Genomic DNA, 25,491 nt, shown 5'->3' with positions numbered 1-25,491 from the left:
TCATGACTTCTGATTCCCACGCGTCCAAGCCATTGTCGGTCGTCCTCGCAGGCGGCGGAACGGCCGGGCACATCAGCCCCTTGCTGGCCATCGCCGATGCCATCAAGGAAAAACGGCCGGATGCGTCCATCCTGACTGTAGGAACGCCGTCGGGAATGGAGACCAGGCTGATTCCGGCGGCCGGTTACCAGCTGGCCACCATCGACCGCGTTCCCTTCCCGCGCCGGCCATCCGTTGACCTGCTCAAGCTTCCGGGCCGCCTCGCCGGGGCAGTCAAGCAGGCCAGGCGCATCCTCGAAGACGCGCAGGCCGACGTCCTGGTGGGGGTGGGTGGATATGTGTGCACGCCCATGTATCTCGCGGCCCGGAGACTCGGTATTCCGATCGTCGTCCACGAGGCCAACATGAAGGCAGGCCTTGCCAACCGCGTCGGTGCCAGGTTCAGCCGCCACGTCGCCGTGGCGTTCGCAGGCACACGCCTGAAGGGCGCCCGCCGCGTGGGGATGCCGATGAGGCGCGCCATCTCCACGCTCGACCGGGGCTCGGCCGCTCCGGCTGCCAAGGCCCTGCTCGGCCTGGACCCCGACCGGCCGGCGTTGATCGTGACCGGCGGTTCGTCGGGTGCCCTCAGCATCAACCGGGCCATCGCGGCCGCCCTGCCCGCCTTCGCCGCGGCCGGCATCCAGACGCTCCACATCACCGGCGTCGGCAAAGCCGTCATGAACGACGACGGCGGCCTGCTGGCCGGTGAGGGCTATCGGCAGGTCGAGTACGTGGATGGGATGGAGAACGTTTACGCCGCCGCCGATGTGCTGCTGGCCCGCGCTGGAGCGGGAACAGTCAGCGAGGTCGCTGCGGTTGGTGTTCCCGCGGTTTTCGTACCCTTGCCGATCGGGAACGGGGAGCAGGCGTTGAACGCTGCTCCGTTGGTGGAAGCCGGCGGTGCACTGCTCGTGGCCGACCAGGACCTTGGTCCGCAGTGGCTGGAGCAGGAGCTGATTCCCCTGCTCTCGGACCGTGGCAGGTTGAACGCCATGGCCCGGAAGTCTGAAGCCCTTGGTATTAGAAACGCCGATCAGCGCATGGCTGATCTTGTCCTGGAAGCGGTATCCGCATGACCAACAGCATCGTCCCCCTCGAGAACCTCGGCCGGGTCCACTTCGTTGGCATCGGCGGCGTCGGCATGTCCGCCGTCGCCCGGATCATGGTGGCCCGTGGGGTCTCGGTGAGCGGCAGCGACGCCAAGGACCTTCCGGTCATGCGGGACCTCGCAGCAGCTGGCGCACGGATCGCTGTTGGCTACGACGCCGCCAACCTTGGCGATGCCCAGACGGTCGTCGCGGGCTCGGCCATCAGGGCCGACAATCCGGAACTCGTCGCGGCACGCAGCGCCGGACTGACCGTTCTTCACCGCTCTGAAGGGCTGGCTGCCACCATGGCCGGTCACCGGGTGGTCACTGTCGCAGGCACGCACGGAAAGTCGACCACCACGTCCATGATTGCCGTGCTCCTTAAGGAAGCAGGCCTGGACCCGTCCTTCGCCATCGGGGCAAACGTTCCTTCGCTGGGCGTCAATGCAGCGCACGGTTCTTCGGACATCTTTGTGGCAGAGGCTGATGAATCCGATGGCTCGTTCCTGAACTATCAGCCGCTGATCTCGGTGGTGACGAATGTTGAAGCCGACCACTTGGACCACTATGGGACGCCAGAAGCGGTCTTTGCCTCCTTCGACGCCTTCGCAGCGCTGTTGCCCCCGGATGGCCTCTTGCTTGCGTGCGCCGACGACCCGGGCGCGCTTGCCCTCGCCCGACGCACCGCCGCCGCCGGAACTACCCGTGTCCTTAGCTACGGGACATCGCAGGACGCCGACATCAAGCTCCATGACGGTGGCCCGGGAGATGTTTCGGTGGGAGTTGGCGATGACATCCACCGCCTCGACCTGAAGGTACCGGGCCGCCACAATGCGCTGAACGCTGCAGCGGCGTTCGCCGTCGCCCTTGAACTTGGGGTGGCTCCAGCTGCCGCCGCGGCAGCGTTGGGTCACTTCACAGGTGCCTCCAGGAGGTTTGAACTGAAGGGACAGGGGAGCGGAGTCCGGGTCTATGACGACTACGCCCACCATCCCACGGAGGTCCGGGCAGCCCTTTCAGCGGCACGTTCGGTGGCGGGGGAGCACAAGGTGCACGTTCTCTTCCAGCCGCACCTGTTTTCCCGGACCCGCGAATTCGCCCGTGAGTTTGCGTCCGCCTTGGATGCCGCGGACACGGCCCTGGTCCTGGATATCTACCCTGCGCGCGAGGATCCCATTCCCGGTGTCACCAGCACGTTGATTACTGAGCAGTTGTCCACCGGGCGCCTTGTCGCGGCCGCTGAGGCCGTGGATGCCATCGTCGCGGCCACGGGTGAGGGTGATGTGGTCCTGACGGTGGGAGCCGGAGACGTCACAGCGTATGGGCCCATGATCGTGGAGGCGCTGGGTGGCTAGCACCCGGAAGCCGACGTTCAAGCCGACCGCCCGTGCGGGCGGCCAGGACGCTGCGGGTCCTTCCGGTTCGGGCGGCGGTGACTCCGGTGGCGTCATCAGCGCCCAGCGTGATCTTGAACCCGAGGCCGCATCGGGCGGCAAAGCAGTGGGCAAGTCCGCCGGCAAATCTGCGAAATCATCCAATGCCAAGAACGCCGGGAAGGCGTCCAAGTCCTCCGGGCCATCCGGGGACAACGTCATTGCCTTTCCGGAGCCCAAGCGCCGGCGCCAACGCCGGGTTGTGTGGTGGACCGTGTCCGTAGTGACTGCCCTTGTTGCCGCGCTGATCGCTGGGGCCATCTTTTCCCCAGCGTTGGCAGTGCGGTCCATAACGGTTGACGGCACCACATTGTTGACGCCCGACGCCGTCCAAAAGGCGTTGTCACCCCTTGACGGTAAGCCTCTGCCGCAGGTCAGCGAGCAGGAGATCAACGAGCTCCTCAAGCCGCTGGTGCAGGTCAGGTCAGCGACCATGGAGGCCCGTCCACCGTCCGGGCTCCTGGTTCACGTCAACGAGCGCGTCCCGGTGGCTCTGCTCAAGCAAGGCGATTCCTACATCATGGTTGATGTCGATGGAGTGCAGCTGGGAGCTACAAAGGACCTTTCGGCCGTGGCGCTCCCTTTGATCGACGCGGGCGCGGCGTCAACCAACACTGAACTGTTCAAGGCCATTGCTGCCGTTCTGGACACCTTGCCTGCGGACGTCCGGGCCAGGATGTCCACCGCGTCCGCTGCTTCGCCGGATGCGGTGGAACTCAAACTGGTGGACGGAAAGACGGTAGTGTGGGGCAATGCCGAGGACAGGGAGTTGAAGGCGAAGGCACTTGAGGCGTTGCTCAAGATGCCGGCCGATCCCAAGGTTCCCGTGAGCGTCTACGACGTCAGCGTGCCGCGGCATCCATTCACCAAATAACAAGCTTCGAGAGTGACACTGCAGGCGCCGGTAGCCTTAATTCGCGACATTCACACGACACGCGCAAGCGGTCATTGCATGTGCGAACCAGAGGAAATACCGTCGCAGTAGAGTTACTTGACATAACTATAACCTTCAACTAGAGGGTTAAGGTCCAAGGATTCACGTTGGACTCGATCAGTTTCGCTATAGGACACAAGCAAGGGGCACGAAACGTGGCAGCACCGCAGAATTACCTGGCCGTCATCAAGGTCGTCGGCATCGGCGGCGGTGGCGTGAACGCAGTCAACCGCATGATCGAGGTCGGCCTTCGGGGAGTCGAGTTCATCGCCATCAATACTGACGCGCAGGCGCTGCTCATGAGCGACGCCGATGTCAAGCTTGACGTCGGCCGCGAACTGACGCGCGGTCTCGGCGCCGGCGCCAACCCGGAGGTTGGCAAGCAGGCCGCAGAGGATCACGCTGACGAGATCGAAGAAGTTCTCCGCGGCGCTGACATGGTCTTCGTTACCGCTGGAGAAGGCGGCGGCACCGGCACCGGTGGCGCTCCCGTGGTTGCGCGCATCGCCCGCTCGCTCGGCGCGCTGACCATTGGCGTGGTGACCCGTCCGTTCACGTTCGAAGGCCGCCGTCGTGCCGGTTCCGCCGAGGCAGGCATCGACGCGCTCCGCGACGAAGTCGACACCCTGATCGTCATCCCCAACGACCGCCTCCTGTCCATCAGCGACCGCAACGTCTCCGTCCTGGACGCCTTCCGCTCAGCGGACCAGGTGCTCCTTTCCGGTGTTCAGGGCATCACCGACCTCATCACCACTCCGGGCCTGATCAACCTGGACTTCGCCGACGTCAAGTCCGTCATGCAGGGTGCCGGCTCGGCCCTGATGGGTATCGGCTCCGCCCGGGGCGAGGACCGCGCTGTCAAGGCTGCCGAGCTTGCCATTGCCTCCCCGCTCCTGGAAGCCTCCATTGACGGCGCCCACGGCGTGTTGCTCTCCATCCAGGGTGGCTCGGACCTTGGCCTCTTCGAGATCAACGAGGCAGCCCGCCTTGTCCAGGAAGTTGCCCACCCCGAAGCCAACATTATTTTCGGTGCGGTCATCGACGACGCCCTTGGTGACGAGGCACGCGTGACGGTCATCGCCGCAGGGTTTGACGACGTCAAGGCCACCTCGCCGTCGATGGACCAGTCCCGTCCCGCCCAGAACCCCGTGCCGGCTGACCGGCCGGCCGCGCCGTCCAGTGCGCCGTCGAACGCTGCTCCGCAGCACGCAACGGCAGGCATCGGCGCCTCCGGCCTGAGCAACTGGGGCCAGCAGCGTCCTTCCGCCTTGCCCGCCGACTCAGGATTCGACGTCGATCTGCCTGCTGTGGTTGAACCGGATCTTTCGGGCAGCCGCTCGGACGACCTCGACGTACCTGACTTCCTGAAGTAAGCCGCGTCCGGAAGAGTCAGTACTTGGTGTTTTTGTGGCGAGATGAAGTCCTGCCCGGCGTCTCCGTAGCCTTCACGGATACGGGCGCCGGGAACCTGGCCCTCCATGTGGGGGACAACCCCGACGACGTGAACATACGCCGTGTCCAGCTGGAAGAAGCAGCAGCCCTGGGCTCCAGGAAGTTTCAATTCATGGACCAGGTTCATGGCAACCACGTCGAGTTCATCGCCTCCCACGGCGCCGGCCCCACCGCCGATGCCATGGTCTCTGCCGCGGTCATCCCCAACGGTTCGCCCCAGCCGCTGGCGGTGATGGTGGCCGACTGCGTGCCTGTGGTCCTGGTGGGAACTGATTCCAGCGCCAAACCGGTCATCGCGGTTGCCCATGCCGGACGGCCGGGGGTGGCTTCGGGAGTAGTGACCTTGACGGTTGCCGGGATGCGTGACCATGGCGCCTTGGACATACGTGCCTGGGTTGGCCCCTCCATCTGCGGAGCATGCTACGAGGTTCCAGAGCAACTGCGCTCCGAGGTTGCCGCTGCAGTGCCGGCCACCTGGTCTTCCACGTCCTGGGGCACGCCCTCGCTGGACCTGCCGGCCGGGGTTCGTGCCCAGTTGGACGCGGCGGGAGTCGCCGTGGAATACCTGGGGGAGTGCACCCTGGAGAGCGAGGCGCTGTTCTCCTACAGGCGGGATCCAAGCACCGGCCGCTTCGCAGGATTGGTATGGACGCATGACTGAGTTATGCAACGACGGCGGCCACCATGGCGGTATCGCCGGGGACGGTGACGCCCGCTCCGTGCAACTGGCGGAACGCCTTGCCGTCGTTACACGCCGGATTCAGGCAGCCACTGCGGCAGCCGGCCGGACAAAAGTTCCCCGGCTGATAGTAGTCACCAAGTTCCATCCCGCCGACGACGTCCGACGACTCTCCGCCTTGGGAATCACCGATGTCGGCGAAAACCGTGACCAGGAAGCTGCGGCGAAGGCTGCCGAACTATCCGGCCTGGACCTTCGCTGGCACTTCATCGGTCAACTGCAAAGCAACAAGGCAAAGTCCGTAGCCAAATACGCGTCCTCGGTCCAGTCGATCGACAGGCTCCAAGTGGTTGATGCATTGGCCAAAGCCATCGCACGGGAGCAGGAGGCCACCGGAAGGACCGACCTCGATTGCTTCATCCAGGTCAGTCTGGACGACGACGCCGGTTCGCACCGCGGCGGTGCCGCGCCCGAACTCGTGGGGAACCTCGCAGAACGCATTGAGTCCGCCCCCGGGCTCAGGTTGTCCGGCCTCATGGCGGTTGCGCCGCTGGGTGCCGATCCCGAGGAAGCGTTCGCCAGGTTGGCCGGCATTTCCGAGGCCCTGCGCCGGGACCACCCCGGCGCAACGGGCATTTCGGCCGGCATGAGCCAGGACCTGGAGGCCGCCGTGAAGTTCGGGGCGACACACCTGAGAATTGGCTCCGATATTCTCGGTTCCCGTCCAGCCGTGGGGTAGCGTCAAAGTATTGGAATGACGGGCCGGGGTTCCAATATGTCAAGTCATGGCGGCCCGCCTACTGCAGAAACGATAGGAGTGCACCATGGCTGGCGCTCTGCGCAAGACAATGATCTATCTTGGGCTCGCCGACGGCGATGAACACTACGAATCTGAGCAGTCCGTCGCCGCGCACCACGACGAAGAACGCCCCCAGGCACAGGAACGGGAAGAGCGACGCGCGCCGGCTCCCGTCCGGGAAGTTGTCCGTGAAATGCCCCCAGTTGAGGTCGAAGAGGAATACCGCGCACCCGTGACACCCATTAAGCGTGCGGCGTCCAGCCGCGAAGATGCCTCGGGCTTGAGGCAGATCACCACCGTCCATCCCCGCTCCTACAATGACGCCAAGGTCATCGGTGAGAGCTTCAGGGACGGCATCCCCGTCATCATGAATGTCACCGACATGGGTGAGGCCGATGCCAAACGCCTGGTGGACTTCTCCGCCGGATTGGTCTTTGGCCTGCACGGCAGCATCGAGCGGGTTACCAACAAGGTCTTCCTGTTGTCGCCGTCGTATGTTGAAGTCATCGGAGATGACAAGAAGGCCAGCGAGACGCAGGCCAGCTTCTTCAACCAGAGCTGACAACAAGCTGTTAAGCAGATGCCAGGTGGGTCACCCTGCCTGGCATCTGTGTTGCAATAGTAGGGACCGATCGACATTCCGGAACAAGTGGGAGATCTGAGCTAACTCGTGGGCATTGTTTTCGGCCTTATCTATATCGTGCTGTTCCTGTTCTTCATCGCCCTGATCATCCGCCTCGTTTTCGAGTGGGTTCAGATGTTTGCCCGCCAGTGGCGGCCGCGCGGTGTGGCATTGGTAACAGCACACGTGGTGTACTCCGTCACGGATCCGCCCTTGGCAAGGCTCCGGCGGCTGATACCGCCACTCCAGCTGGGCGGAATATCCTTGGATTTGGGCTTCCTGATCCTGATAATCGCCGTGAGCATCGCCATGGCTATTACCAACAACCTGGCGTAGCCGCCCGCGGAACCAGGGCCACCGATGGTCCACAGGCCGCAAATTCGCCAATTCAACACGATGGTGTTGAATTGGAGGAAACAGATGATATTTAGGTACCGTAGTTTTGAACGGCCGGAAGGCCTACTGACTAACTAGACCAACGAGGTGACCAGATGGCTTTGACGCCAGAAGACGTTGTCAACAAGCGCTTTCAGCCGACCAAGTTCCGCGAAGGCTACGACCAGGACGAGGTAGATGACTTCCTCGACGAGATCGTGGTGGAACTGCGCCGCTTGAACCAGGAGAATGACGAGCTTCGCAAGAAGCTCGGCGAAGCTGGTTCCGCTGTGCCTGCTGCAACCGCCGCGGCTCCGGTCGTCGAAAAGGTTCCGGCTCCCGTCAAGGTCGACAAGGAAGCTGAGGCGAAGGCAGAAGCCGAAGCCAAAGCTGCCGAAGCTGCCAAGAAGAAGGAAGCCGAGCAGGCTGCCGCAGCTGCGAAGGCCCCGGCCGCAAGCAACAGTGTGACTCCCTCCGCTGAATCCGCTGCCGGCCTGCTTGCCATGGCGCAGCAGATGCACGACAAGCACGTCGCCGATGGTGCTCAGCAGAAGGAAAAGATCATTGCCGAGGCTCAGATCGAGGCTTCCAGCCTCGTCAACGACGCCCAGGAGAAGTCCCGCAAGATCCTTGGCGCCCTCGAGCAGCAGCGTTCGGTCCTGGAGCGCAAGGTTGAGCAGCTCCGTGGCTTCGAGCGTGACTACCGTTCACGCCTGAAGGCCTACATCGAAGGCCAGCTGCGCGATCTGGACGCCCGTGGCTCCGTTGCCGCCCCTGAGGTCGGCGAAGCAACCGCAGACGTTTAGCAAGTATTCTGAAAGCCGGTGGCTGAGGACTCCTCGGCCACCGGCCTTTGCTTGTTAAAGCCCAAGGCGGACAACCGCGCCAAGAAGCAGCCCGCCACGCCTCCCGAATGAAAGCACTATGACAGACGACCTTAGCGATGACGCCTCGCAGGCTGCGCCCAACGCGCGGCGGAAGTGGCGTCCGGCCATGCTCTGGCTCTTTGCCGGCTTCGCCGCGTTCGCGTACACGTTTGACCAGCTCACCAAGCTCTGGGTGACCAGCACAATGACCGAGGGGGAGCGTATCCCGGTCCTGCCCCCGCTGCTGCACTGGTACTACATCAGGAATTCCGGCGCAGCATTTTCCATCGGCGAAAATGTGACGTGGATATTCACCATCGTCATGGCCGCTGTCTCCGTGGCAATTCTCTTCCAGCTTCGTAAGCTGGGATCGGCCTGGTGGGCGTTGTCCCTGGGCCTGCTTTTGGGCGGTGCCCTCGGCAACCTGACCGACCGCTTGTTCCGCGAACCCTCTTTCGCGATGGGCCACGTTGTCGACTTCATCCAGTTGCCCAATTTCGCCATCTTCAACATCGCTGACTCAGCGGTGGTATCCGGCGTCGTCATCATCTGCCTGCTCACCCTGCGGGGGATCGGCATGGACGGAAGCCGGCACGTGGCAGCCAAGCCTGCCTCGGACAGGAAGCCGGCCGGTGGGAGTGGCGCCGGTGAGTAATTCCGTCGTAGTACCCGACGAGCTGGCGGGCGTCCGTGCCGATGCCGGGCTGGCCCGGTTGCTGGACATCTCCAGGTCCGCCGCAGCACTGCTGATAGCTGAAGGCAATGTCACCAGTGGTGGTGCGGCCTTGGGCAAATCGGCAAAGCTTACTGCCGGCGCCGTGTTGGACGTCACGGTTCCCGAGCGTCGTGACCCCCTTGAAGTGGTGGAGGAAGTTGTGGAAGGCCTGAAGATCCTGCTGGACGATGAGGACTTTGTTGTCATCGACAAACCTGTGGGAGTTGCAGCGCACCCCTCTCCGGGCTGGGTTGGGCCGACGGTGGTTGGCGGCCTCGCGGGTGCCGGTTATCGTATCTCCACCTCCGGCGCCACTGAGCGGGCGGGCATTGTCCACAGGCTCGACGTCGGGACCTCCGGTGTCATGGTGGTGGCGAAGACTGAGCACGCCTACACGGTGCTGAAGAAGGCCTTCAAGGAACGTACCGTCGAGAAGGTCTATCACGCCGTCGTGCAGGGCCTGCCCGACCCGCTGGTAGGCACCATTGATGCGCCCATTGGCCGCCACCCCGGCCATGACTGGCGGTTCGCGGTTATCGAGGACGGTCGGCCGTCCGTCACCCACTATGAGGTTTTGGAGGCCTTCGGCAAGGCGACCTTGGTCGAAGTGCACCTGGAGACGGGTCGCACCCACCAGATCAGGGTCCACTTCTCCGCTTTGCGCCACCCGTGTGCCGGAGATCTCACCTACGGGGCCGACCCCCGCCTGGCCGCGACCCTTGGATTGACCCGGCAATGGCTGCATGCCCGCCAGCTTGGCTTCACCCACCCTCGCACGGGCGAATGGGTGGAGGTTGTCAGCGACTATCCGGCCGATCTCCAGTACGCCTTGGACCTTCTGGCAACAGGGTCCGCCTAGCCCGGGACGGTAGACTGTCGTGGTGACTTCCAGCAATGATTCGTTCGTCCACCTTCACACCCACACCGAATACTCCATGCTGGATGGAGCGGCCCGGCTGGGGGAGTTGTTCGACGAAACTGAGCGCTTGGGCATGCCGGCCTTGGCCACCACGGACCATGGTTACCTCTTCGGCGCCTTCGACTTCTGGCGCAAGGCCACGGACAAGGGCATCAAGCCGATCATCGGCGTCGAAGCCTATGTAACTCCCGGGACGGCGCGCGGCGACAAAGAACGCGTCAGGTGGGGCGACGAAAGCCAGCGCAAGGACGACGTATCCGGTGGCGGTTCCTACACCCACATGACGTTGCTGAGCTACAACAACGTGGGTATGAGGAACCTGTTCCGGGCCTCCTCCATTGCCTCCCTGGATTCTGTCTTCGGCAAGTGGCCCCGCCTGGACCGGGAGCTGCTCAACACCTACTCCGAAGGACTCATTGCCACCACGGGATGCCCGTCGGGTGAGGTGCAGACCAAGCTTCGCCTGGGGCTCTACCGGGAGGCCGTCGAAGCCGCCGCGGAGTTCCGGGACATCTTCGGCGCGGAAAACTATTACTGCGAGTTGATGGACCACGGCCTGGACATTGAAAGGCGTGTCACCGGAGACCTGCTCCGCCTGGCGAAGGAACTTAACCTCCCTCTGGTCGCCACCAACGACCTCCACTACACCCACGAACACGACGCCAAGGCGCACGAGGCCTTGCTGGCCATCCAATCCGGTTCCACGTTGCTTGAGCCTACGTACGACAACGGCGGTTCGCGCTTCGCCTTCTCGGGCAGTGGTTACTACCTGAAATCTCCGCAGGAAATGCGGGAGCTGTTCCGTGACCATCCCGAAGCCTGCGACAACACGCTCCTGATCGCGGAGCGTTGCGAAGTGTCCTTCAACACCGGCGCCAACTATATGCCCCGCTTCCCTTGCCCGCCAGGAGAGGACGAAACCTCCTGGCTGGTCAAGGAGGTCGATGCGGGACTGAAGTACCGGTACCCCAACGGAATCCCGGACAAGGTACGCAAGCAGGCCGATTATGAGCTCGGCGTCATCACGTCCATGGGCTTCCCCGGATACTTCCTCGTGGTGGCCGACTTCATCAACTGGGCCAAGAACAACGGCATCCGCGTAGGTCCGGGCCGTGGTTCCGGTGCAGGCTCCATGGTGGCTTACGCCATGAGGATCACCGACCTCGACCCGCTCCAGCACGGCCTGATCTTCGAACGCTTCCTTAACCCCGACCGCGTTTCCATGCCCGACTTTGACGTCGACTTCGATGATCGTCGCCGCTCGGAAGTGATCGACTACGTCACCAAGAAGTACGGTGACGAACGCGTGGCGATGATCGTGACCTATGGAACCATCAAGACCAAGCAGGCGCTGAAGGACTCTTCGCGTGTGCTTGGTTACCCGTTCAGCATGGGCGAGACGCTGACCAAGGCCCTTCCGCCTGCCGTCATGGCCAAGGACATCCCCCTCGCGGACATCCAGAATCCCGAGTCAAAGCGTTACAGCGAGGCGGGGGACTTCCGCCAGCTCATCGCCACGGACCCTGAGGCCGCCAAGGTCTTCGAGACTGCGCTTGGCATCGAGGGCCTGAAGCGCCAATGGGGTGTCCACGCTGCCGGTGTGATCATGTCCTCGGATCCCATCATCGACGTCATTCCGATCATGCGCCGGTTCCAGGACGGCCAGGTCATCACCCAGTTCGATTACCCCACGTCCGAGGGCCTTGGCCTGATCAAGATGGACTTCCTGGGCCTGCGAAACCTGACGATCATTTCGGACGCCCTGGAAAACATCAAGATGAACCGGGGCATTGAACTCGACCTCGAGACACTTGAGCTGGACGACGCAGCGTCCTACGAGCTTCTGGCCCGCGGCGACACCCTGGGCGTGTTCCAGCTCGACGGCGGTCCCATGCGGTCGCTGCTGAAGCTCATGAAGCCTGACAACTTCGAAGACATCTCCGCAGTCCTTGCCCTGTACCGGCCAGGTCCCATGGGCGCCAACGCCCATACGGACTACGCCTTGCGCAAGAACGGCATCCAGGAGGTCATCCCGATCCACCCGGAGCTTGAGGAACCGCTCAAAGAGATCCTGGGCGGCACCTTCGGCCTGATCGTCTACCAAGAGCAGGTCATGGCCGTGGCGCAGAAGCTGGCCGGCTACTCGCTGGGCCAGGCAGATATCCTTCGGCGTGCCATGGGTAAGAAGAAGAAGTCCGAACTGGACAAGCAGTTCGCCGGGTTCTCCCAAGGCATGCAGGACAACGGCTACTCCATGGAGGCCGTCAAGACCCTGTGGGATATTCTCCTTCCGTTCTCCGACTACGCCTTCAACAAGGCGCACTCGGCCGCCTACGGGGTGATTTCCTACTGGACGGCCTACCTGAAGGCGCACTACGCGCCGGAGTACATGGCCGCCCTCCTGACCTCGGTGGGCGACGACAAGGACAAGTCCGCGATCTACCTCAACGAGTGCCGCCGCATGGGCATCACCGTGCTGCCGCCGGACGTCAACGAATCGTCCTTGAACTTCACCCCGGTGGGCCAGGACATCCGCTTCGGCATGGGCGCCATTCGCAACGTTGGCGTCAACGTCGTGGACGCGATGGTCTCCACCCGGGCGACCGAGGGGAAGTACACGTCCTTCAAGGACTTCCTCCTGAAGGTCCCTGCCGTGGTCTGCAACAAGCGGACCATCGAATCGCTGATCAAAGCCGGCGCCTTCGATTCCCTCGGCCACCATCGCAGGGCCCTGGCGATGGTCCACGAAGAAGCCATCGATTCGGTCATTACGCTCAAACGCAATGAGGCGATTGGCCAGTTCGATCTCTTTGCCGGGTTTGAAGACCAGGAGCCGGAAGCTTCGCTCACCACGGAGATTCCCGATCTGCCCGAATGGGACAAGAAGGACAAGCTTTCCTTCGAACGGGATATGTTGGGCCTGTACGTGTCGGACCACCCCCTGCAGGGGCTGGAGGGGGTCCTGAGCCAGCACGCCGAACAGTCCATTGCGTCGATCATCGCCGAGGACGGACCGCACGACGGCGCCATTGTCACCATTGCGGGGATGATCACCTCCTTGAGCAGAAGGATCGCAAAGGCCAGCGGCAACGCCTACGCCCGGGCGGAGATTGAGGACCTTGGGGCTTCAATGGAGGTCATGTTCTTTGGCCAGGTCTACGGGCCTATCGCCTCCGTCCTGGCTGAAGACTTGATCGTAGTGGTCAAGGGCCGCCTGCAGCGGCGGGACGATGGCGCAGTGACCCTGAACTGCATGGAACTCTCGGTGCCCGATCTGAGTGAAAGCGTCAACGGCCCCGTGGTCATCACCATCCCCACGTTCAAAGCCACTGAAGCAGTGGTCACGGACCTGCGGGATGTCCTCCGGACGCACCGAGGGAATTCAGAGGTCAGGCTGAAGCTGATGGGCGATACCAAGGTAGAGGTCATGGGATTGCCCGTGCATCTTCGGGTGAATCCCAGTCCGTCGCTCTTTGGAGACCTCAAGGTCCTGCTTGGGCCGGCCTGCCTGGACCATTGAAACCAAGGCAGGCCGGGTCCCCGCGCCGCTGCACCTCCGCTGGGCTGCGCTAAATTTCGTAGTCCAGCGGAGCCGGCTTGCTGTAGGCGCCGCTGTGGTACAGCAGCGGTGCACCGTCTCCGCCCACCTGGCCATCCACTACCTCCACTACGACCACTGCATTGTTCTCAAAAGACAAGCGCATCTGGATCTTGCCGACCAGCCACCCGCTGACGTCCTTGAGGATCGGCACGTCGTGGGGACCTGGTTCCCAATGATCGCCTTCGAAGCGGTCGCGGGTGCGGGCGAACCTGTTGGCCAATGCCTGGTTTTCGAGCCCGAGCATGTGGACGCCGATGTATTCCGCGTTTGCCACGGCAGGCCATGAACTGGAACTCCTGGCCATGTTGAAGGTGAAGCGGGGTGGCTCGGCGGACAATGAGGCCACCGACGTCGCGGTAAATCCGAAGGGTTTGCCGTTGAGATTGGCCGTGATGATGGCAACTCCGGCGGCGTGCCTGCGGAACATTTCCCTGAAAGTCTGTTCAAAGCCGGATGGTTCGCTTGCCACGGTGGTGTTCTCCTGGGGTGGGCTCGTACTCTTCTCCCAGAGTATTCCTCCCGGGCGCCGGTTCCCTCTTTTTGCCGGGCCAGCGTAAACCTTTGTTAATCTGGGTTGCATGACCGAGCCCCTTGTGAACCTTCCGACTGTTTCCCAACCGGCTCCGGCCCCCGGATCACGCGCGGGAAGGGACTTCCTTTGGCTGGTTCTGCCTGCGGTTGCCGGACTTGTCGTCGGCCTGTTGTGGTGGCTGATGGCTCCGGGCGGTCTTAATCTCATTTCCGGAAATCCCGATCTGTCGAACCCCGACAACCCCTCGTCATGGCTGCCGCGCGACTTGGTCCTGGCGGCCCTCATGCTGGTGGCCGGGTGCGTCGTGGGGCTCCTGCTCGACGGAAAGCTCGAAGGAGCAGCCGCGCGGCGCCGGTTGGTATACGCACTGCTGGGAGGTGTGGCGGGTGCGCTCACCGCTTGGCTTACCGGCCTGCTCGCGGCACAGCTGTGGGGGCCTCCGCCCAACCCCAGCCTTGGCCCGGGGTACGGCTTTACCCTCCGGTCCTATGCCGTGCTGTTGCTGTGGACCGGTGCGACGTCCTTTGTCACCTTCGTCCTGTCACTGTTCGGGGTTCTTTCCAAGAAGCCCGTAAAATAGCCGGGTGACCACTTCCTCCGATACTTCCGCCCCAGCCGCCCTTAACTTCCGGAGCATTGACTTCCGGGGCCGCCGCCTGTCCCTGGCGGAACTCCGTGCAGCTGTTCCCAGGGCGCGCCATCAGACCATGGCGGATGCGGAACAGAAGGTCCAGGACATTATTTCCGCTGTCCGCACCCGCGGCTTCAGCGCGCTGACGGAGCTGGCCAGTAAGTTCGACGGCGTGGAACAGTCCCACCCCCGGGTGTCTCGGGAAGCGCTGGACGAGGCCCTGGCCGGGCTTGATCCGGACGTACGGGCGGCCCTGGAAGAGTCGATCAGCAGGGCCCGGCAGTTCGCCGACCGCCAGCGCCCCGCCAGTGTGGACGTATCCCTCGGGGACGGCGCCGTTGTGAGCCAGAACTGGATCCCGGTAGGCCGGGTGGGTCTCTACGTGCCCGGCGGTCTCGCTCCCTTGGCTTCCTCCGTCATCATGAACGTCGTTCCCGCTGTGGCTGCCGGCGTCGAATCCATCGCCTTGGCGTCACCGCCGCAGAAGGATTTTGGCGGACTGCCGCACCCCACGATCCTCGCAGCAGCCAAGCTTCTGGGCATTGACGAGGTTTACGCGATCGGTGGCGCGCAGGCCATCGTGTCGTTTGCCTACGGCATCCCGGGTTCCGGGGACGAATTGCCCATCGAGCCCGTCGACGTCGTTACTGGTCCGGGCAACATCTTCGTCGCCACGGCAAAGCGCCTGGTCAAGGGCGTGGTGGGCATCGACTCGGAGGCGGGAACCACGGAGATCGCCATCCTCGCCGATTCCACCGCCCAGCCGCCACTGGTGGCGGCGGACCTGATCAGCCAGGCCGAGCACGATCCCAAAGCAGCTTCGGTCCTGGTGACCGATTCCGCGGAGCTGGCTGACGCCGTCGTCCGTGAGCTGGAACGGCAAGCCCTCCAGACCAAGCACAGCGCCCGTGTCCTGGAGGCTTTGTCCGGCCCACAGTCGGGCGTGGTCCTGGTGGATGACCTTGAGCAGGGGATCGCGGTCTGCAATGCGTATGCCGCGGAGCACCTGGAAATCATGACGGCGGATGCCGCAGCGGTGGCTGCCCGCATCCACAACGCCGGAGCGATCTTCGTGGGGGATTACAGCCCGGTCAGCCTGGGCGACTACTGCGCCGGATCCAACCACGTGCTGCCCACCAGTGGCACTGCGGCGTTCTCTTCCGGGCTGAACGTGACCACCTTCCTGCGCGCAGTGCAGGTGATCAACTACAACCGCGCTGCCTTGGAGCAGGTCAGCGGGCACATCGTCAGCTTGTCCGGGGCGGAAGACCTCCCGGGCCATGGAGATGCTGTCCGGATCCGCTTTCAGTAGAGCGATAACCACTACATATAAGGGTGCCCACCACAACATGTAGTAATTACAAGCTTGTCATTATCGCGGGTACCTACGTAAACTGGTGCCGGAAGTGAATCTTCCGGCACCTTTTGCGTATCCGGCGGCTTGCCGGTTGGCCCACGTGCCGGAGTTGTCAGGGGAGGCCCAGCGTGTATTGTCCGTTCTGCCGGAATCCTGATTCCCGCGTCGTCGACAGCCGAATGGCGGACGACGGCTCTTCCATCCGCCGCCGCCGGCAATGCCCCGAGTGTGGCCGTCGCTTCACCACCGTGGAAACTACCAGCCTCTCGGTCATCAAGCGCTCAGGCGTCGGTGAACCGTTCAGCCGCATCAAGGTGATCAGCGGCGTCCGCAAGGCCTGCCAGGGGCGGCCTGTCACAGAGGACGATCTCGCCATGCTCGCGCAGGAAGTGGAAGAGAACATCCGTTCTTCCGGGGCCGCCGAGATCGATGCCCATGAGGTGGGGCTCGCCATTCTTGGTCCGCTCCGCAAACTCGATGAGGTGGCCTACCTCCGCTTCGCCAGCGTCTACCAGGCCTTTGAATCGTTGGAAGACTTCGAGTCCGCCATTGCCCTGCTTCGCCACGAACATGTTGGCCACGCGAAAGCAGCCAGCAAGCAACCCAAGGGCACCGAGGCGAGCCAACTCTAGCTCCGGTGGCGGCAGCGGAGGGGAAGCCGCAGCCGCCACCGGCACCACATCCCGCGGGGGATCAGCGTCCTGTTTCCACGGGCACGTCCACCAAGGGGCCGATCAGATTGCCCGTGATGGCCGCATTGTTGATAACGGCCGTCACGGATCCCCACCTGCACGCTTCATCGAACAAGCGTTCGACGTCGGTTGGGCAGCTGACATCGGCCTCGACAGCGTGTGCCCTGCCGCTTGCCCCGGCCATGGACAAGCTACTTGGCGAGTTTGTGGTGCAGGGCAACTTCCAGGGCTGCGCCAACAATGCCCGCGTCGTTCTTCAACTTTGCCGTGACGATCTTGGTGCGGAGGTCCAGGTGGGGGAAGTACTCGTCCGAACGCTTGGAGATGCCGCCGCCCACGATGAAAAGTTCGGGTGAGAAGAGGAACTCCACGTGCTGGAGGTAGCGGTTGAGCAGCACGCCGTACTCGTCCCAGCTGAGGCCGTCGCGTTCGCGGGCGACGGCGGACGCCTTGGTCTCGGCGTCGTGTCCGTCCACCTCAAGGTGGCCGAGCTCGGCGTTGGGGACCAACTGGCCATTGAAGATGAACGCCGACCCGATGCCCGTTCCGAGGGTGATCACCAGGACCGTGCCGTCGACACCTTCGCCCGCGCCGTAGCGTGCTTCGGCGAGGCCTGCGGCGTCGGCGTCGTTGATGACCTCGACGGGACGGCCCAAGCGGTGGGTGAACTTCTTGTCGATGTCTGTTTCGAGCCAGGACTTGTCAACATTGGCCGCTGAATGGACCACGCCGTGCTGGATGATGCCGGGAAAAGTAACGCCCACGGGGGAATCCGCTGCCGGCGCGTCGGGACGCTTGGACAGTTCCTCAACGATCTCGGCAACGACATCGGCGACGGCCTCGGGCGTGGCCGGCTGCGGGGTGGGAACCCGGAAACGGTCGCCAATCAGCTTGCCCTTCTTCAGGTCGACGATGCCGCCCTTGATTCCGGTACCGCCGATGTCGATACCGATCAGCGGCGCGTTCTTGTGGGTCTTCTCATCCTTCTTGGACAATGCATTTCCGATCATGGCAGGAGGGGATGGGCAGGGCACAGCCAGCCGGGCTGCGTGGACCTTCCGGAGAGCTTAGGGAAGGGTCAGGATTTCCGCGCCGGTCTCGGTGACCAGCAGCGTGTGTTCGAATTGGGCCGTTCGTTTGTGGTCGCGGGTGACAACTGTCCAGTCGTCAGCCCACATGTCCCATTCGATGGTGCCGAGGGTGAGCATGGGTTCGATGGTGAAGACCATGCCCGCCTCTATCACGGTGTTGTATGCCGGGGCTGCGTCGTAATGCGGAATGATGAGGCCTGTGTGAAAGGCTTCGCCCACGCCGTGGCCAGTGAAGTCCCGCACCACGCCATAGCCGAAGCGCTTGGCGTAGGACTGGATCGCCCGGCCGATTACGTTGATTTCGCGGCCCGGGGCCACGGCCTTGATGGCCCGGTTGAGCGACTCCTGCGTACGCTCAACCAGCAAACGGGACTCTTCGTCCACGTCGCCAACCAGGAAAGTGTAGTTGGTGTCCCCATGGACACCGCCAATGAACGCGGTGATGTCGATGTTCAGGATGTCCCCGTCCTGGACCACCGTGGAGTCGGGGATGCCGTGGCAAATGACCTCGTTGAGGGAGGAACAGAGGGACTTTGGAAAGCCCCGGTATCCCAGGGTGGACGGGTACGCCTGGTGGTCGAGGAGGAACTCGTGGCCGACCTTGTCCAGTTGGTCCGTGGTGACACCTGGCTGAATGTGCTTGCCTACCTCGACGATCGCTTGGGCCGCGATCTTGCTGGCCTTGCGGATCTTTTCGATGGTCTCCGGTGACTTGACCTCTGAGCCGGTGAACTTCGCCGGCGCCTTTTTCCCGACGTACTCGGGCCGGGGAATCGACGCGGGGACGGAGCGTTCAGGGCTGATGGTTCCCGGGGTGAGGGCGCCAATGGGTGCGGTCGAAGCAAGAGAAGGCATAGATTGATCATATAAGGCACGCACGAGACGTAAGTAACAATGTGCGGCAAGGTCACTGTGACCGCGCCAACGTTACGCGTCCAACGGCCCGAGCCAGGAGGAGGAGACGTGACGGAGTACTGGTACAACGTCAAGACGCACGAGATCGAAGAGGACGCCATGTCCGATTGGACCCAGCTGATTGGCCCGTATAAAACCCGGCAAGAGGCCGAGCACGCCTTGGAAAAGGTCAAAGCACGCAACGACGCCTGGGATGCCCAGGACGACGATTAGGCCAGCCTCGACCGAGGCCGGCGCCGTTTGAGCCGCCAGGCTAGAAGGAGTGTTCCGGCCCGGGGAACTGCCCGGACCGGACGTCCTCGCCATAGGCGGCCGCGGCGTTGGTCAGGGTAGTGCGCAGGTCGGCGTATTGCTTGACGAATTTCGCCATCTTTCCGCCCCGGAGCCCGGCCATGTCCTGCCACACGAGGACCTGTCCGGTGGTTTGGTTTCCTGCGCCGATGCCCACTGTCGGTACCCTCAAGGCAGCGTCAATGGCAGCCGCCGCTTCCGCGGGGACCATCTCCATGAGCACGCTGAAGGCGCCGGCGTCCTGGAGGGCAACCGCGTCATCGATCAAGCGCTTCGCGTCATCGCCCCGTCCCTGCACACGGTAGCCGCCCAGGGAATGCTCACTTTGTGGGGTGAAGCCGATGTGGGCCATGACAGGGATACCGGCTTGGACCATGGCTTTGACAGTCTCGGCGTAGTACGCGGTGCCCTCAATTTTCACTGCATGCGCCAGGCCCTCTTTCAGGAAGCGCACGCCGGTGGCTACGGCCTGGCCGGGGGAGACCTCATAGCTGCCAAAGGGCAGGTCTGCCACGACCAGCGCCCGCTTGGCGGCCCGGCTTACGGCACGTGTCAGGGGAAGCAATTCGTCCACGGTAACGGGCAGGCTGGTCTCATTGCCGAAGACATTGTTGGAAGCGGAGTCGCCCACCAGGAGGACTTCGATTCCGGCCTGGTCAAAAATCTCTGCCGTGTACTGCTCGTAGGCCGTCAGCATGGCGAAACGTTCGCCGTTGTCCTTGGCCTGCTGGAGGTGGTGGATCCGTATCCGGCTGACCGGCTTCCTGCCTGCCGCGGGGGGCGTCTGCGGACCGGTTCCCGGGCCGCTTCCGTAGGGGGCGGGAACCTCGGCAGGCGTGCTGGACTCAGGAAGATTGATCGGGGCCATGGATAGAGCCTAAGCGGTGCCGACGACGGCTGCCAGCACTGTGCCCAGCGTCACCTTATGTAAACGGTGTGTTACGCACAGCTACTGCTGCGGCATTAGCAGTGAACTCTTAGTAGAGTGAAGGCTGAGCTGCCGTGGCTTCGATTCAATGAAACCTGCGGCGTTGACACCGAATCGGGAAAGAGGCCCTATGGACCGCCAGCAAGAGTTCGTTCTGCGGACAATCGAAGAGCGTGACGTGCGCTTCGTACGCTTGTGGTTCACCGACGTCGTTGGTTCGCTCAAATCGGTGGCGCTGGCGCCGGCCGAAGTTGAAGGCGCTTTTGAAGAGGGCCTCGGCTTTGACGGCTCCGCCATCGAAGGCCTTGCCCGCGTGTTCGAATCCGACATGCTGGCGCAGCCGGATCCCTCCACTTTCCAGATCCTGCCTTGGCGCGGTGAAACCGAACAGACCTCGAGGATGTTCTGTGACATCCTGACGCCGGACGGCGAACCGTCCGCCGCTGACCCGCGCAACGTCCTCAAGCGGACCCTGGCCAAGGCTGCGGACATGGGTTTCACCTGTTACACGCACCCCGAAATCGAGTTCTACCTGCTCAAGTCCAAGGACCTTGGTCCCGATGGTGCCCCGGTTCCCGTGGATGAGGGCGGATATTTCGACCACGTCCCCGGTGGCGTTGCCCAGGACTTCCGGCGTACCGCAGTCACCATGCTTGAATCTGTAGGCATCTCCGTTGAGTTCAGCCACCATGAAGGCGGACCGGGCCAGAACGAGATCGACCTGCGCTACGCAGATGCCCTCCAGACGGCGGACAACATCATGACGTTCCGTACAGTCATTAAGGAAGTTGCGCTCCAGCAAGGCACCTACGCCACCTTCATGCCCAAGCCCTTCACCGACCACCCGGGTTCGGGCATGCACACGCACTTCTCGCTGTTCGAAGGCGACACCAACGCTTTCTTCGAAGCGGGCGCGGAATTCCAGTTGTCCAAGACTGCACGTCAGTTCATCGCCGGCATCCTCAGGCACGCTCCGGAGTTCACCGCTGTCACCAACCAGTTCGTGAACTCCTACAAGCGGCTGTGGGGCGGCGGCGAAGCGCCGAGCTACCTGAGCTGGGGACACAACAACCGTTCTGCACTGGTACGCGTGCCGCTGTACAAGCCCGGCAAGGGCCAGTCGGCACGTATCGAATACCGCGGTATTGATTCGGCCACCAACCCTTACCTCGCATATGCCGTATTGCTTGGAGCGGGTCTGAAGGGCATCGAAGAAGGCTATGAACTTCCCGCCGCCGCAGAGGATGACGTCTGGTCGCTGACCACCGCGGAGCGCAAAGCCATGGGGCACGCGCCATTGCCTGCCAGCCTTCACGATGCCATCCGCGCCATGGAGGAATCCGAGCTCGTGGCGGAAATCCTGGGCGAACAGGTCTTTGAGCACTTCCTCCGGAACAAGCGGGCAGAGTGGCAGGACTACAGGCTTCAGGTCACTCCGTATGAGTTGCAGCGCAATCTCGGCATTCTCTAGGCGGGGTCAGTGAGCCTTGCACGACGGCTCATTTCGGCCGGCTTCAGCGACCTTGAGAAGGGGCAGCGCTTCCTCGCTGCTCCGGAACTTGAGGGCATTGACGAAGACGCGCTGTTTGCCGGACTTTCCATGGCTGCCAGTCCTGATACGGCCCTGCAGTCTTTGGTTCGTCTGATCGAGAAAAACCCCGGACTGAAGAAGCTGGCTGCAGCGGATCCGGACACCAGTGAGCCGCTGTACCGCTTGCTGGGAGCCTCGGAAGCTCTGGGGGAGTTCCTGATGCGCAGGCCCGAACACCTGGACGTCTTCGACACCCGTGTCAGCCCTGAGCCGATGCAGGCCTCGAGCGACGAGCTTCGCGCCATGTTGCTTCGCTCAGTGAAGGCGGAGCCCGGATCCCATCGGCCGGTGGCCGGCATCACCGGTCAGCCGGCCTACGCTGCCTTGCGGACGGCGTATCGCCGGGGACTTACGGAACTTGCCATCAAGGACTTGTGCGCGGCTTCGCCCCAGGATTTCATGCCCGCAGCTGGCGCCGAGCTGGCCGACCTCGCTGGCGCTGCCATTGAGGCAGCCCTCGCAGTGTCCCGGGCCGAAGCGGCCGGTCACTACGACGCAGACGAAATTGCCGACGTCGGACTCGCCGTCATCGGCATGGGCAAGTGCGGTGCCCGCGAGCTCAACTACATCTCGGACGTCGATGTCATCTATGTCATCGAGTCCGAGGAAGTGGAGGATGCGAGGGCGTCCACCATTGGTACTGCCCTGGCGTCGGGCATTTCCCGGGCAATTTCATCGTCCGCTGCCGAGCCTGGGCTGTGGGAAGTGGACGCCAATCTCCGTCCGGAGGGCAAATCGGGTCCACTTGTTCGCACGCTGGCTTCGCATTTGAGCTACTACGCCAGGTGGGCCGAAAGCTGGGAATTCCAGGCTCTGCTCAAAGCCCGGACCATCGCCGGCGACCAGGACCTGGGCCAGCGTTACGAAAAAGCCGTGGAGCCCCTGGTGTGGTCTTCTGCAGGCCGGGAGGGTTTTGTCGAGTCCGTCCAAGCCATGCGCCGGAGGGTTACGGACTACATACCGGCGTCCGAGGAGCAGCGCCAGATCAAACTGGGTCGCGGCGGACTACGGGACGTCGAGTTCACCGTGCAGTTGTTGCAGCTGGTTCACGGCAAGTCCGATGAGTCCCTACGGTGCAAGGACACGACGTCGGCCATCGCCGCGTTGTCGGCCGGCGGCTATATCGGACGCTCGGACGCCGCAGCCTTCGACAATGCCTACCGCTACCTCCGCTTGCTCGAACACCGGATCCAGCTGTTCCAGCTGCGGCGCACGCACCTGATGCCGGTGGCTGAGGATGCCCAGCGTTTCCTGGCCAAAGCCGTGCTGGGACCCTTTTCCCAGGAACGCCCCCATCCAGATCAGTTGATGGGTGCTTGGCAAAAAACAAAAAAGTCGGTGCGGGAGCTGCATGAGCGGATCTTCTACCGCCCGCTGCTCAACACTGCGGCCAAACTAAGCAGCGAAGAGGCAAAGCTCAGCCCGGAAGCTGCCCAGGGCCGCCTTGCAGCACTCGGCTATTTGGATCCCCAAGGAGCTTTGAGGCATATTGAGGCTCTGACCGCGGGCGTCAGTCGTCGGGCGGCGCTGCAGCGGCAGTTGCTGCCGATCCTTTTGGGCTGGCTTGCCGAAGGCGTTGATCCGGATGCGGGCCTGCTCGCTTTCCGTCGGGTCAGCGAAGCCCTTGGCACCACGCACTGGTACCTCGGGTTGCTCCGTGATTCCCAGGCTGCGGCGGAGCGCTTGTGCCAGGTCCTGGCGAACTCCCGCTTGATCTCGGACCTGCTGGAAGTCTCGCCCGAGTCCGTAGCGTGGCTGGGCAGCGACAAAGAGCTGGCCCCGGTGCCCTTCGATGCACAGTGGCAGGAAATCCAGTCCAAGCTCTCCAGGCACCCGGACCCTGAGAACGCCATGCGGCTCATCCGCTTGATCCGGCGCCGGGAGATCCTGCGGACCGCTATTGCCGACAGCGCAGGGCTCCTCGACCAGGATGCGGTGGGGATCGCTTTGGCTGAAGCCGACCGTGCTGCCGTGCTGGGAGCCCTGCATGTGGCTGAGGCTGTAGTCGCCGACTCGGGCCCCCTAAAGACGGACGTCCTGGTGGTTGCCATGGGTAGGCAGGGAGGCCGCGAAATCGGCTACGGTTCGGACGCCGACGTGATGTACGTTCACCGTGCCCGCCCCGGCTTCAGTGACGCCGAGGCACAGGAACAGGCGACGGCGATCGTCTCCAAGATCTCCAGCTTCCTCACCCAGCCGCTCAAGCCTGCCATCATGGCTGAGCGGGTGCTCATGGTCGACGCCGACCTCCGGCCCGAGGGCAAGAACGGCGCCATGGTGCGGTCCTTGGATTCCTATGCGGAGTACTACCGCCGTTGGTCCCTCATCTGGGAGTCCCAGGCCCTCCTGCGTGCACGCCCGATGGCCGGCTCGGACGAACTGGCGGCAGACTTCGTCGCGCTCATCGACCCCATCCGGTACCCCGAGGAGCTCAAGGAACAGGATGTCCGCGAAATCAGGCGCATCAAGGCCCGCGTGGAGTCTGAACGACTGCCCCGTGGGGCGGACCCTGCACGGCACGTCAAACTTGGCCGAGGTGGCCTGAGCGATGTCGAGTGGCTGGTGCAGCTGATCCAGCTGCAGCATGCGGGCAAGCATCCGCAGTTGCGGACGAGTTCAACGCTGGAAGCCCTTGCTGCAGCCGAGGAACTGGAATTCATCGGCAAGGACGACGCCGCTTTGCTCCGTGAGGCGTGGCGTCTGGCCAGTCGTATCCGGTCGGCCAACGTGATCGTGACCGGCCGCGCCTCCGATGTCCTTCCCTCGTCCCGCAAGGACCTTGAAGCCGTCGCGCGGTGGTGCGGGTACCCACCCGGTAACGCCGGGCACTTCGAAGAGCACTACCTGCGGCTGAGCCGCAGGGCCAGATCCGTCTTCGAGAAGATGTTCTACGCCAATTAGGCCCGGAGACCTGTTGTGCCACTCCCATGGAAGGATGTGGAATATGCCCGCCGATGATGTGTGGTTGATTCCGCTCAAAATGCTCGACGACGACGCCCGGGCCATCCAGCTGGGCGCCGTCGCGGAGTTGGCAATAGAGGAGAGCCAACGGGCTTTCGTCGGAGAGCCTCTGCGGATGATGCTTATCGCGTTGGAAGAAGAGTCGCGTTTGCCCTATGTCATCGAGTCGGAGGGAACCGCCGTCGGTGTGCTGACCCTGCAGTCCGGCGCGGCCACTCTCGCAGGCTGGCCGGATGATCATTCCGTCTGGCTTCTGCGGGGATTCCTGATTGATTCTCTCAAGCAGGGCCGCGGGCTGGGCAAGCTGGCGGCCGAAGCCGCAGTGGAAGAAGCCCGGAAGCTGACCGCCCGGCACCTCGGCGGGCAGACCGGCGTCGTGCTGTCCGTCAACGAGCGCAATCCGGCGGGGCTGGCCGCTTACACAAAAGCCGGCTTCGTGGACTCCGGACGCTACTTGGGTGGCAACTCAGGGCCGCAAAGGACAATGTATAAAGCCTTTCCCTGACACATACTTTGCCTTCGACACTAAGGGTCCTTATAGAATTCAACTGTCACTGATCTCGAATCGGAGGGAAAGTCCATGGAATACAACGGAAGCCCGACTGAAAAAGCTGTTAATGCCGGGGAACTGGACCGGCGCCACGTGGGTCAATCGGTCAGCTTTCAGCCCAATGACTTCACGGTGGTCTTTGGCACCATTGCCGGCATTGCGCGGACCGAAGCCCTCGTCTATTTGTCCCTCGACGGCGTCGGGGGCGGCACCCATCTGAAGGACGAGTACGACCTGCCGATCGACCACAAGGTCTACTTGCAGCTCGATCCCCTGGGGAGTGCGGAAAAGGGTCTCTCCGAGGCGGCCAGCTTCGTCAAAGAAAAACTGGATGACATCACCAAGAACCTCAGGGATCGTGAGCAAGGCAAGTCTGAATAATCCCTGCTCATAAAAGAAGGCCAGCCCCGTCCTCGCGGAGGGGCTG

25 protein-coding genes are annotated in these 25,491 nt (G+C 63.1%); 20 read left to right on the top strand and 5 right to left on the bottom strand.

Going from position 1 to position 25,491, the window contains the following annotated elements:
* Nucleotides 1-2 precede the first annotated feature (2 nt).
* The 12 genes from murG to dnaE all read left to right on the top strand — a co-directional run bounded on the left by murG (nucleotide 3) and on the right by dnaE (nucleotide 13,444).
* Nucleotides 3-1,118, top strand: coding sequence for an undecaprenyldiphospho-muramoylpentapeptide beta-N-acetylglucosaminyltransferase (murG, locus tag FDP28_RS16230; protein ID WP_144662573.1), 1,116 nt, complete (start codon nucleotides 3-5; stop codon nucleotides 1,116-1,118).
* Complete coding sequence (gene murC / locus FDP28_RS16225) at nucleotides 1,115-2,485, top strand: UDP-N-acetylmuramate--L-alanine ligase (RefSeq protein ID WP_144662572.1); 1,371 nt, start codon at nucleotides 1,115-1,117, stop codon at nucleotides 2,483-2,485. The genes murG and murC overlap by 4 nt, the downstream gene beginning before the upstream one ends.
* Entirely contained in the window at nucleotides 2,478-3,437 is a 960-nt protein-coding gene (locus tag FDP28_RS16220) for a cell division protein FtsQ/DivIB (protein WP_144662571.1), read from the top strand. Before murC ends, FDP28_RS16220 begins: the two co-directional genes overlap by 8 nt.
* Before the next feature lie 215 nt (nucleotides 3,438-3,652).
* Entirely contained in the window at nucleotides 3,653-4,870 is a 1,218-nt protein-coding gene (gene ftsZ / locus FDP28_RS16215) for a cell division protein FtsZ (protein ID WP_144662570.1), read from the top strand.
* 26 nt (nucleotides 4,871-4,896) lie between these two features.
* Entirely contained in the window at nucleotides 4,897-5,610 is a 714-nt protein-coding gene (locus FDP28_RS16210; protein WP_144662569.1) for a purine nucleoside phosphorylase YfiH/LACC1 family protein, read from the top strand.
* Nucleotides 5,603-6,367, top strand: coding sequence for a YggS family pyridoxal phosphate-dependent enzyme (locus tag FDP28_RS16205; RefSeq protein ID WP_144662568.1), 765 nt, complete (start codon nucleotides 5,603-5,605; stop codon nucleotides 6,365-6,367). Before FDP28_RS16210 ends, FDP28_RS16205 begins: the two co-directional genes overlap by 8 nt.
* 85 nt (nucleotides 6,368-6,452) lie before the next feature.
* The gene (locus FDP28_RS16200; RefSeq protein ID WP_144662567.1) at nucleotides 6,453-6,989 is read left to right on the top strand and encodes a cell division protein SepF; all 537 of its coding nucleotides are present in this window, start codon (nucleotides 6,453-6,455) and stop codon (nucleotides 6,987-6,989) included.
* 108 nt (nucleotides 6,990-7,097) lie between these two features.
* On the top strand, nucleotides 7,098-7,385 hold the full coding sequence (locus tag FDP28_RS16195; protein WP_144662566.1) for a YggT family protein: 288 nt from the start codon (nucleotides 7,098-7,100) through the stop codon (nucleotides 7,383-7,385).
* A 155-nt stretch (nucleotides 7,386-7,540) separates the two neighbouring features.
* The gene (locus FDP28_RS16190; RefSeq protein ID WP_144662565.1) at nucleotides 7,541-8,230 is read left to right on the top strand and encodes a DivIVA domain-containing protein; all 690 of its coding nucleotides are present in this window, start codon (nucleotides 7,541-7,543) and stop codon (nucleotides 8,228-8,230) included.
* Nucleotides 8,231-8,348: 118 nt separating this feature from the next.
* Entirely contained in the window at nucleotides 8,349-8,945 is a 597-nt protein-coding gene (lspA, locus tag FDP28_RS16185) for a signal peptidase II (RefSeq protein WP_144662564.1), read from the top strand.
* Entirely contained in the window at nucleotides 8,938-9,864 is a 927-nt protein-coding gene (locus tag FDP28_RS16180; protein WP_144662563.1) for an RluA family pseudouridine synthase, read from the top strand. The genes lspA and FDP28_RS16180 overlap by 8 nt, the downstream gene beginning before the upstream one ends.
* A gap of 22 nt (nucleotides 9,865-9,886) precedes the next feature.
* Nucleotides 9,887-13,444, top strand: coding sequence for a DNA polymerase III subunit alpha (gene dnaE, locus FDP28_RS16175; protein WP_144662562.1), 3,558 nt, complete (start codon nucleotides 9,887-9,889; stop codon nucleotides 13,442-13,444).
* 49 nt (nucleotides 13,445-13,493) lie between these two features.
* Here the strand turns inward: dnaE and FDP28_RS16170 are convergent, their stop codons facing one another.
* Nucleotides 13,494-13,994: a flavin reductase family protein gene (locus FDP28_RS16170; RefSeq protein ID WP_313955648.1), complete on the bottom strand. Its 501-nt coding sequence runs from the start codon at nucleotides 13,992-13,994 to the stop codon at nucleotides 13,494-13,496.
* A 109-nt stretch (nucleotides 13,995-14,103) separates the two neighbouring features.
* Between FDP28_RS16170 and FDP28_RS16165 the strand changes: the two genes are divergently transcribed.
* From FDP28_RS16165 to nrdR, 3 genes are all read left to right on the top strand, one after another.
* Nucleotides 14,104-14,637, top strand: a complete 534-nt coding sequence (locus FDP28_RS16165; RefSeq protein WP_144662561.1) for a hypothetical protein — start codon at nucleotides 14,104-14,106, stop codon at nucleotides 14,635-14,637.
* A 4-nt stretch (nucleotides 14,638-14,641) separates the two neighbouring features.
* Nucleotides 14,642-16,000: a histidinol dehydrogenase gene (hisD, locus tag FDP28_RS16160; protein WP_144662560.1), complete on the top strand. Its 1,359-nt coding sequence runs from the start codon at nucleotides 14,642-14,644 to the stop codon at nucleotides 15,998-16,000.
* A 173-nt stretch (nucleotides 16,001-16,173) separates the two neighbouring features.
* Nucleotides 16,174-16,677: a transcriptional regulator NrdR gene (nrdR, locus tag FDP28_RS16155; protein WP_144662559.1), complete on the top strand. Its 504-nt coding sequence runs from the start codon at nucleotides 16,174-16,176 to the stop codon at nucleotides 16,675-16,677.
* Between the two features lie 61 nt (nucleotides 16,678-16,738).
* Here the strand turns inward: nrdR and FDP28_RS16150 are convergent, their stop codons facing one another.
* The 3 genes from FDP28_RS16150 to map form a co-directional block, all read right to left on the bottom strand.
* Entirely contained in the window at nucleotides 16,739-16,921 is a 183-nt protein-coding gene (locus tag FDP28_RS16150; protein WP_260842502.1) for an SDR family oxidoreductase, read from the bottom strand.
* Between the two features lie 7 nt (nucleotides 16,922-16,928).
* Nucleotides 16,929-17,732, bottom strand: coding sequence for a polyphosphate--glucose phosphotransferase (gene ppgK / locus FDP28_RS16145; RefSeq protein ID WP_144662628.1), 804 nt, complete (start codon nucleotides 17,730-17,732; stop codon nucleotides 16,929-16,931).
* A 72-nt stretch (nucleotides 17,733-17,804) separates the two neighbouring features.
* Nucleotides 17,805-18,683 (bottom strand): type I methionyl aminopeptidase, encoded by an 879-nt coding sequence (map, locus tag FDP28_RS16140; RefSeq protein ID WP_144662558.1) that lies wholly within the window; start codon nucleotides 18,681-18,683, stop codon nucleotides 17,805-17,807.
* Between the two features lie 108 nt (nucleotides 18,684-18,791).
* On the opposite strand from map, the gene FDP28_RS16135 reads away from it, so the two are divergent.
* Nucleotides 18,792-18,956 carry an SPOR domain-containing protein gene (locus FDP28_RS16135; protein ID WP_144662557.1) on the top strand — a complete coding sequence of 55 codons (165 nt, stop codon included), beginning with the start codon at nucleotides 18,792-18,794 and terminating at the stop codon, nucleotides 18,954-18,956.
* A gap of 40 nt (nucleotides 18,957-18,996) precedes the next feature.
* Here FDP28_RS16135 and panB read toward each other — a convergent pair whose 3' ends face one another.
* Entirely contained in the window at nucleotides 18,997-19,902 is a 906-nt protein-coding gene (gene panB / locus FDP28_RS16130) for a 3-methyl-2-oxobutanoate hydroxymethyltransferase (protein ID WP_144662556.1), read from the bottom strand.
* Nucleotides 19,903-20,092: 190 nt separating this feature from the next.
* Here panB and glnA point away from each other — a divergent pair, with 190 nt between their 5' ends.
* The 4 genes from glnA to FDP28_RS16110 all read left to right on the top strand — a co-directional run bounded on the left by glnA (nucleotide 20,093) and on the right by FDP28_RS16110 (nucleotide 25,445).
* Complete coding sequence (glnA, locus tag FDP28_RS16125) at nucleotides 20,093-21,433, top strand: type I glutamate--ammonia ligase (RefSeq protein WP_144662555.1); 1,341 nt, start codon at nucleotides 20,093-20,095, stop codon at nucleotides 21,431-21,433.
* A 9-nt stretch (nucleotides 21,434-21,442) separates the two neighbouring features.
* Nucleotides 21,443-24,454 (top strand): bifunctional [glutamine synthetase] adenylyltransferase/[glutamine synthetase]-adenylyl-L-tyrosine phosphorylase, encoded by a 3,012-nt coding sequence (locus tag FDP28_RS16120; RefSeq protein ID WP_144662554.1) that lies wholly within the window; start codon nucleotides 21,443-21,445, stop codon nucleotides 24,452-24,454.
* Nucleotides 24,455-24,488: 34 nt separating this feature from the next.
* Nucleotides 24,489-25,019 carry a GNAT family N-acetyltransferase gene (locus FDP28_RS16115; protein WP_144662553.1) on the top strand — a complete coding sequence of 177 codons (531 nt, stop codon included), beginning with the start codon at nucleotides 24,489-24,491 and terminating at the stop codon, nucleotides 25,017-25,019.
* Nucleotides 25,020-25,094: 75 nt separating this feature from the next.
* Nucleotides 25,095-25,445, top strand: coding sequence for an MATH domain-containing protein (locus tag FDP28_RS16110; protein ID WP_144662552.1), 351 nt, complete (start codon nucleotides 25,095-25,097; stop codon nucleotides 25,443-25,445).
* Nucleotides 25,446-25,491: the final 46 nt, after the last annotated feature.

Source organism: Paenarthrobacter nicotinovorans (assembly GCF_007670255.1).
Classification (GTDB): Bacteria; Actinomycetota; Actinomycetes; order Actinomycetales; family Micrococcaceae; genus Arthrobacter; species Arthrobacter nicotinovorans_B.
Note: the sequence above shows the minus strand (reverse complement) of the source record. Positions and strands in the feature narration are given on the sequence as shown.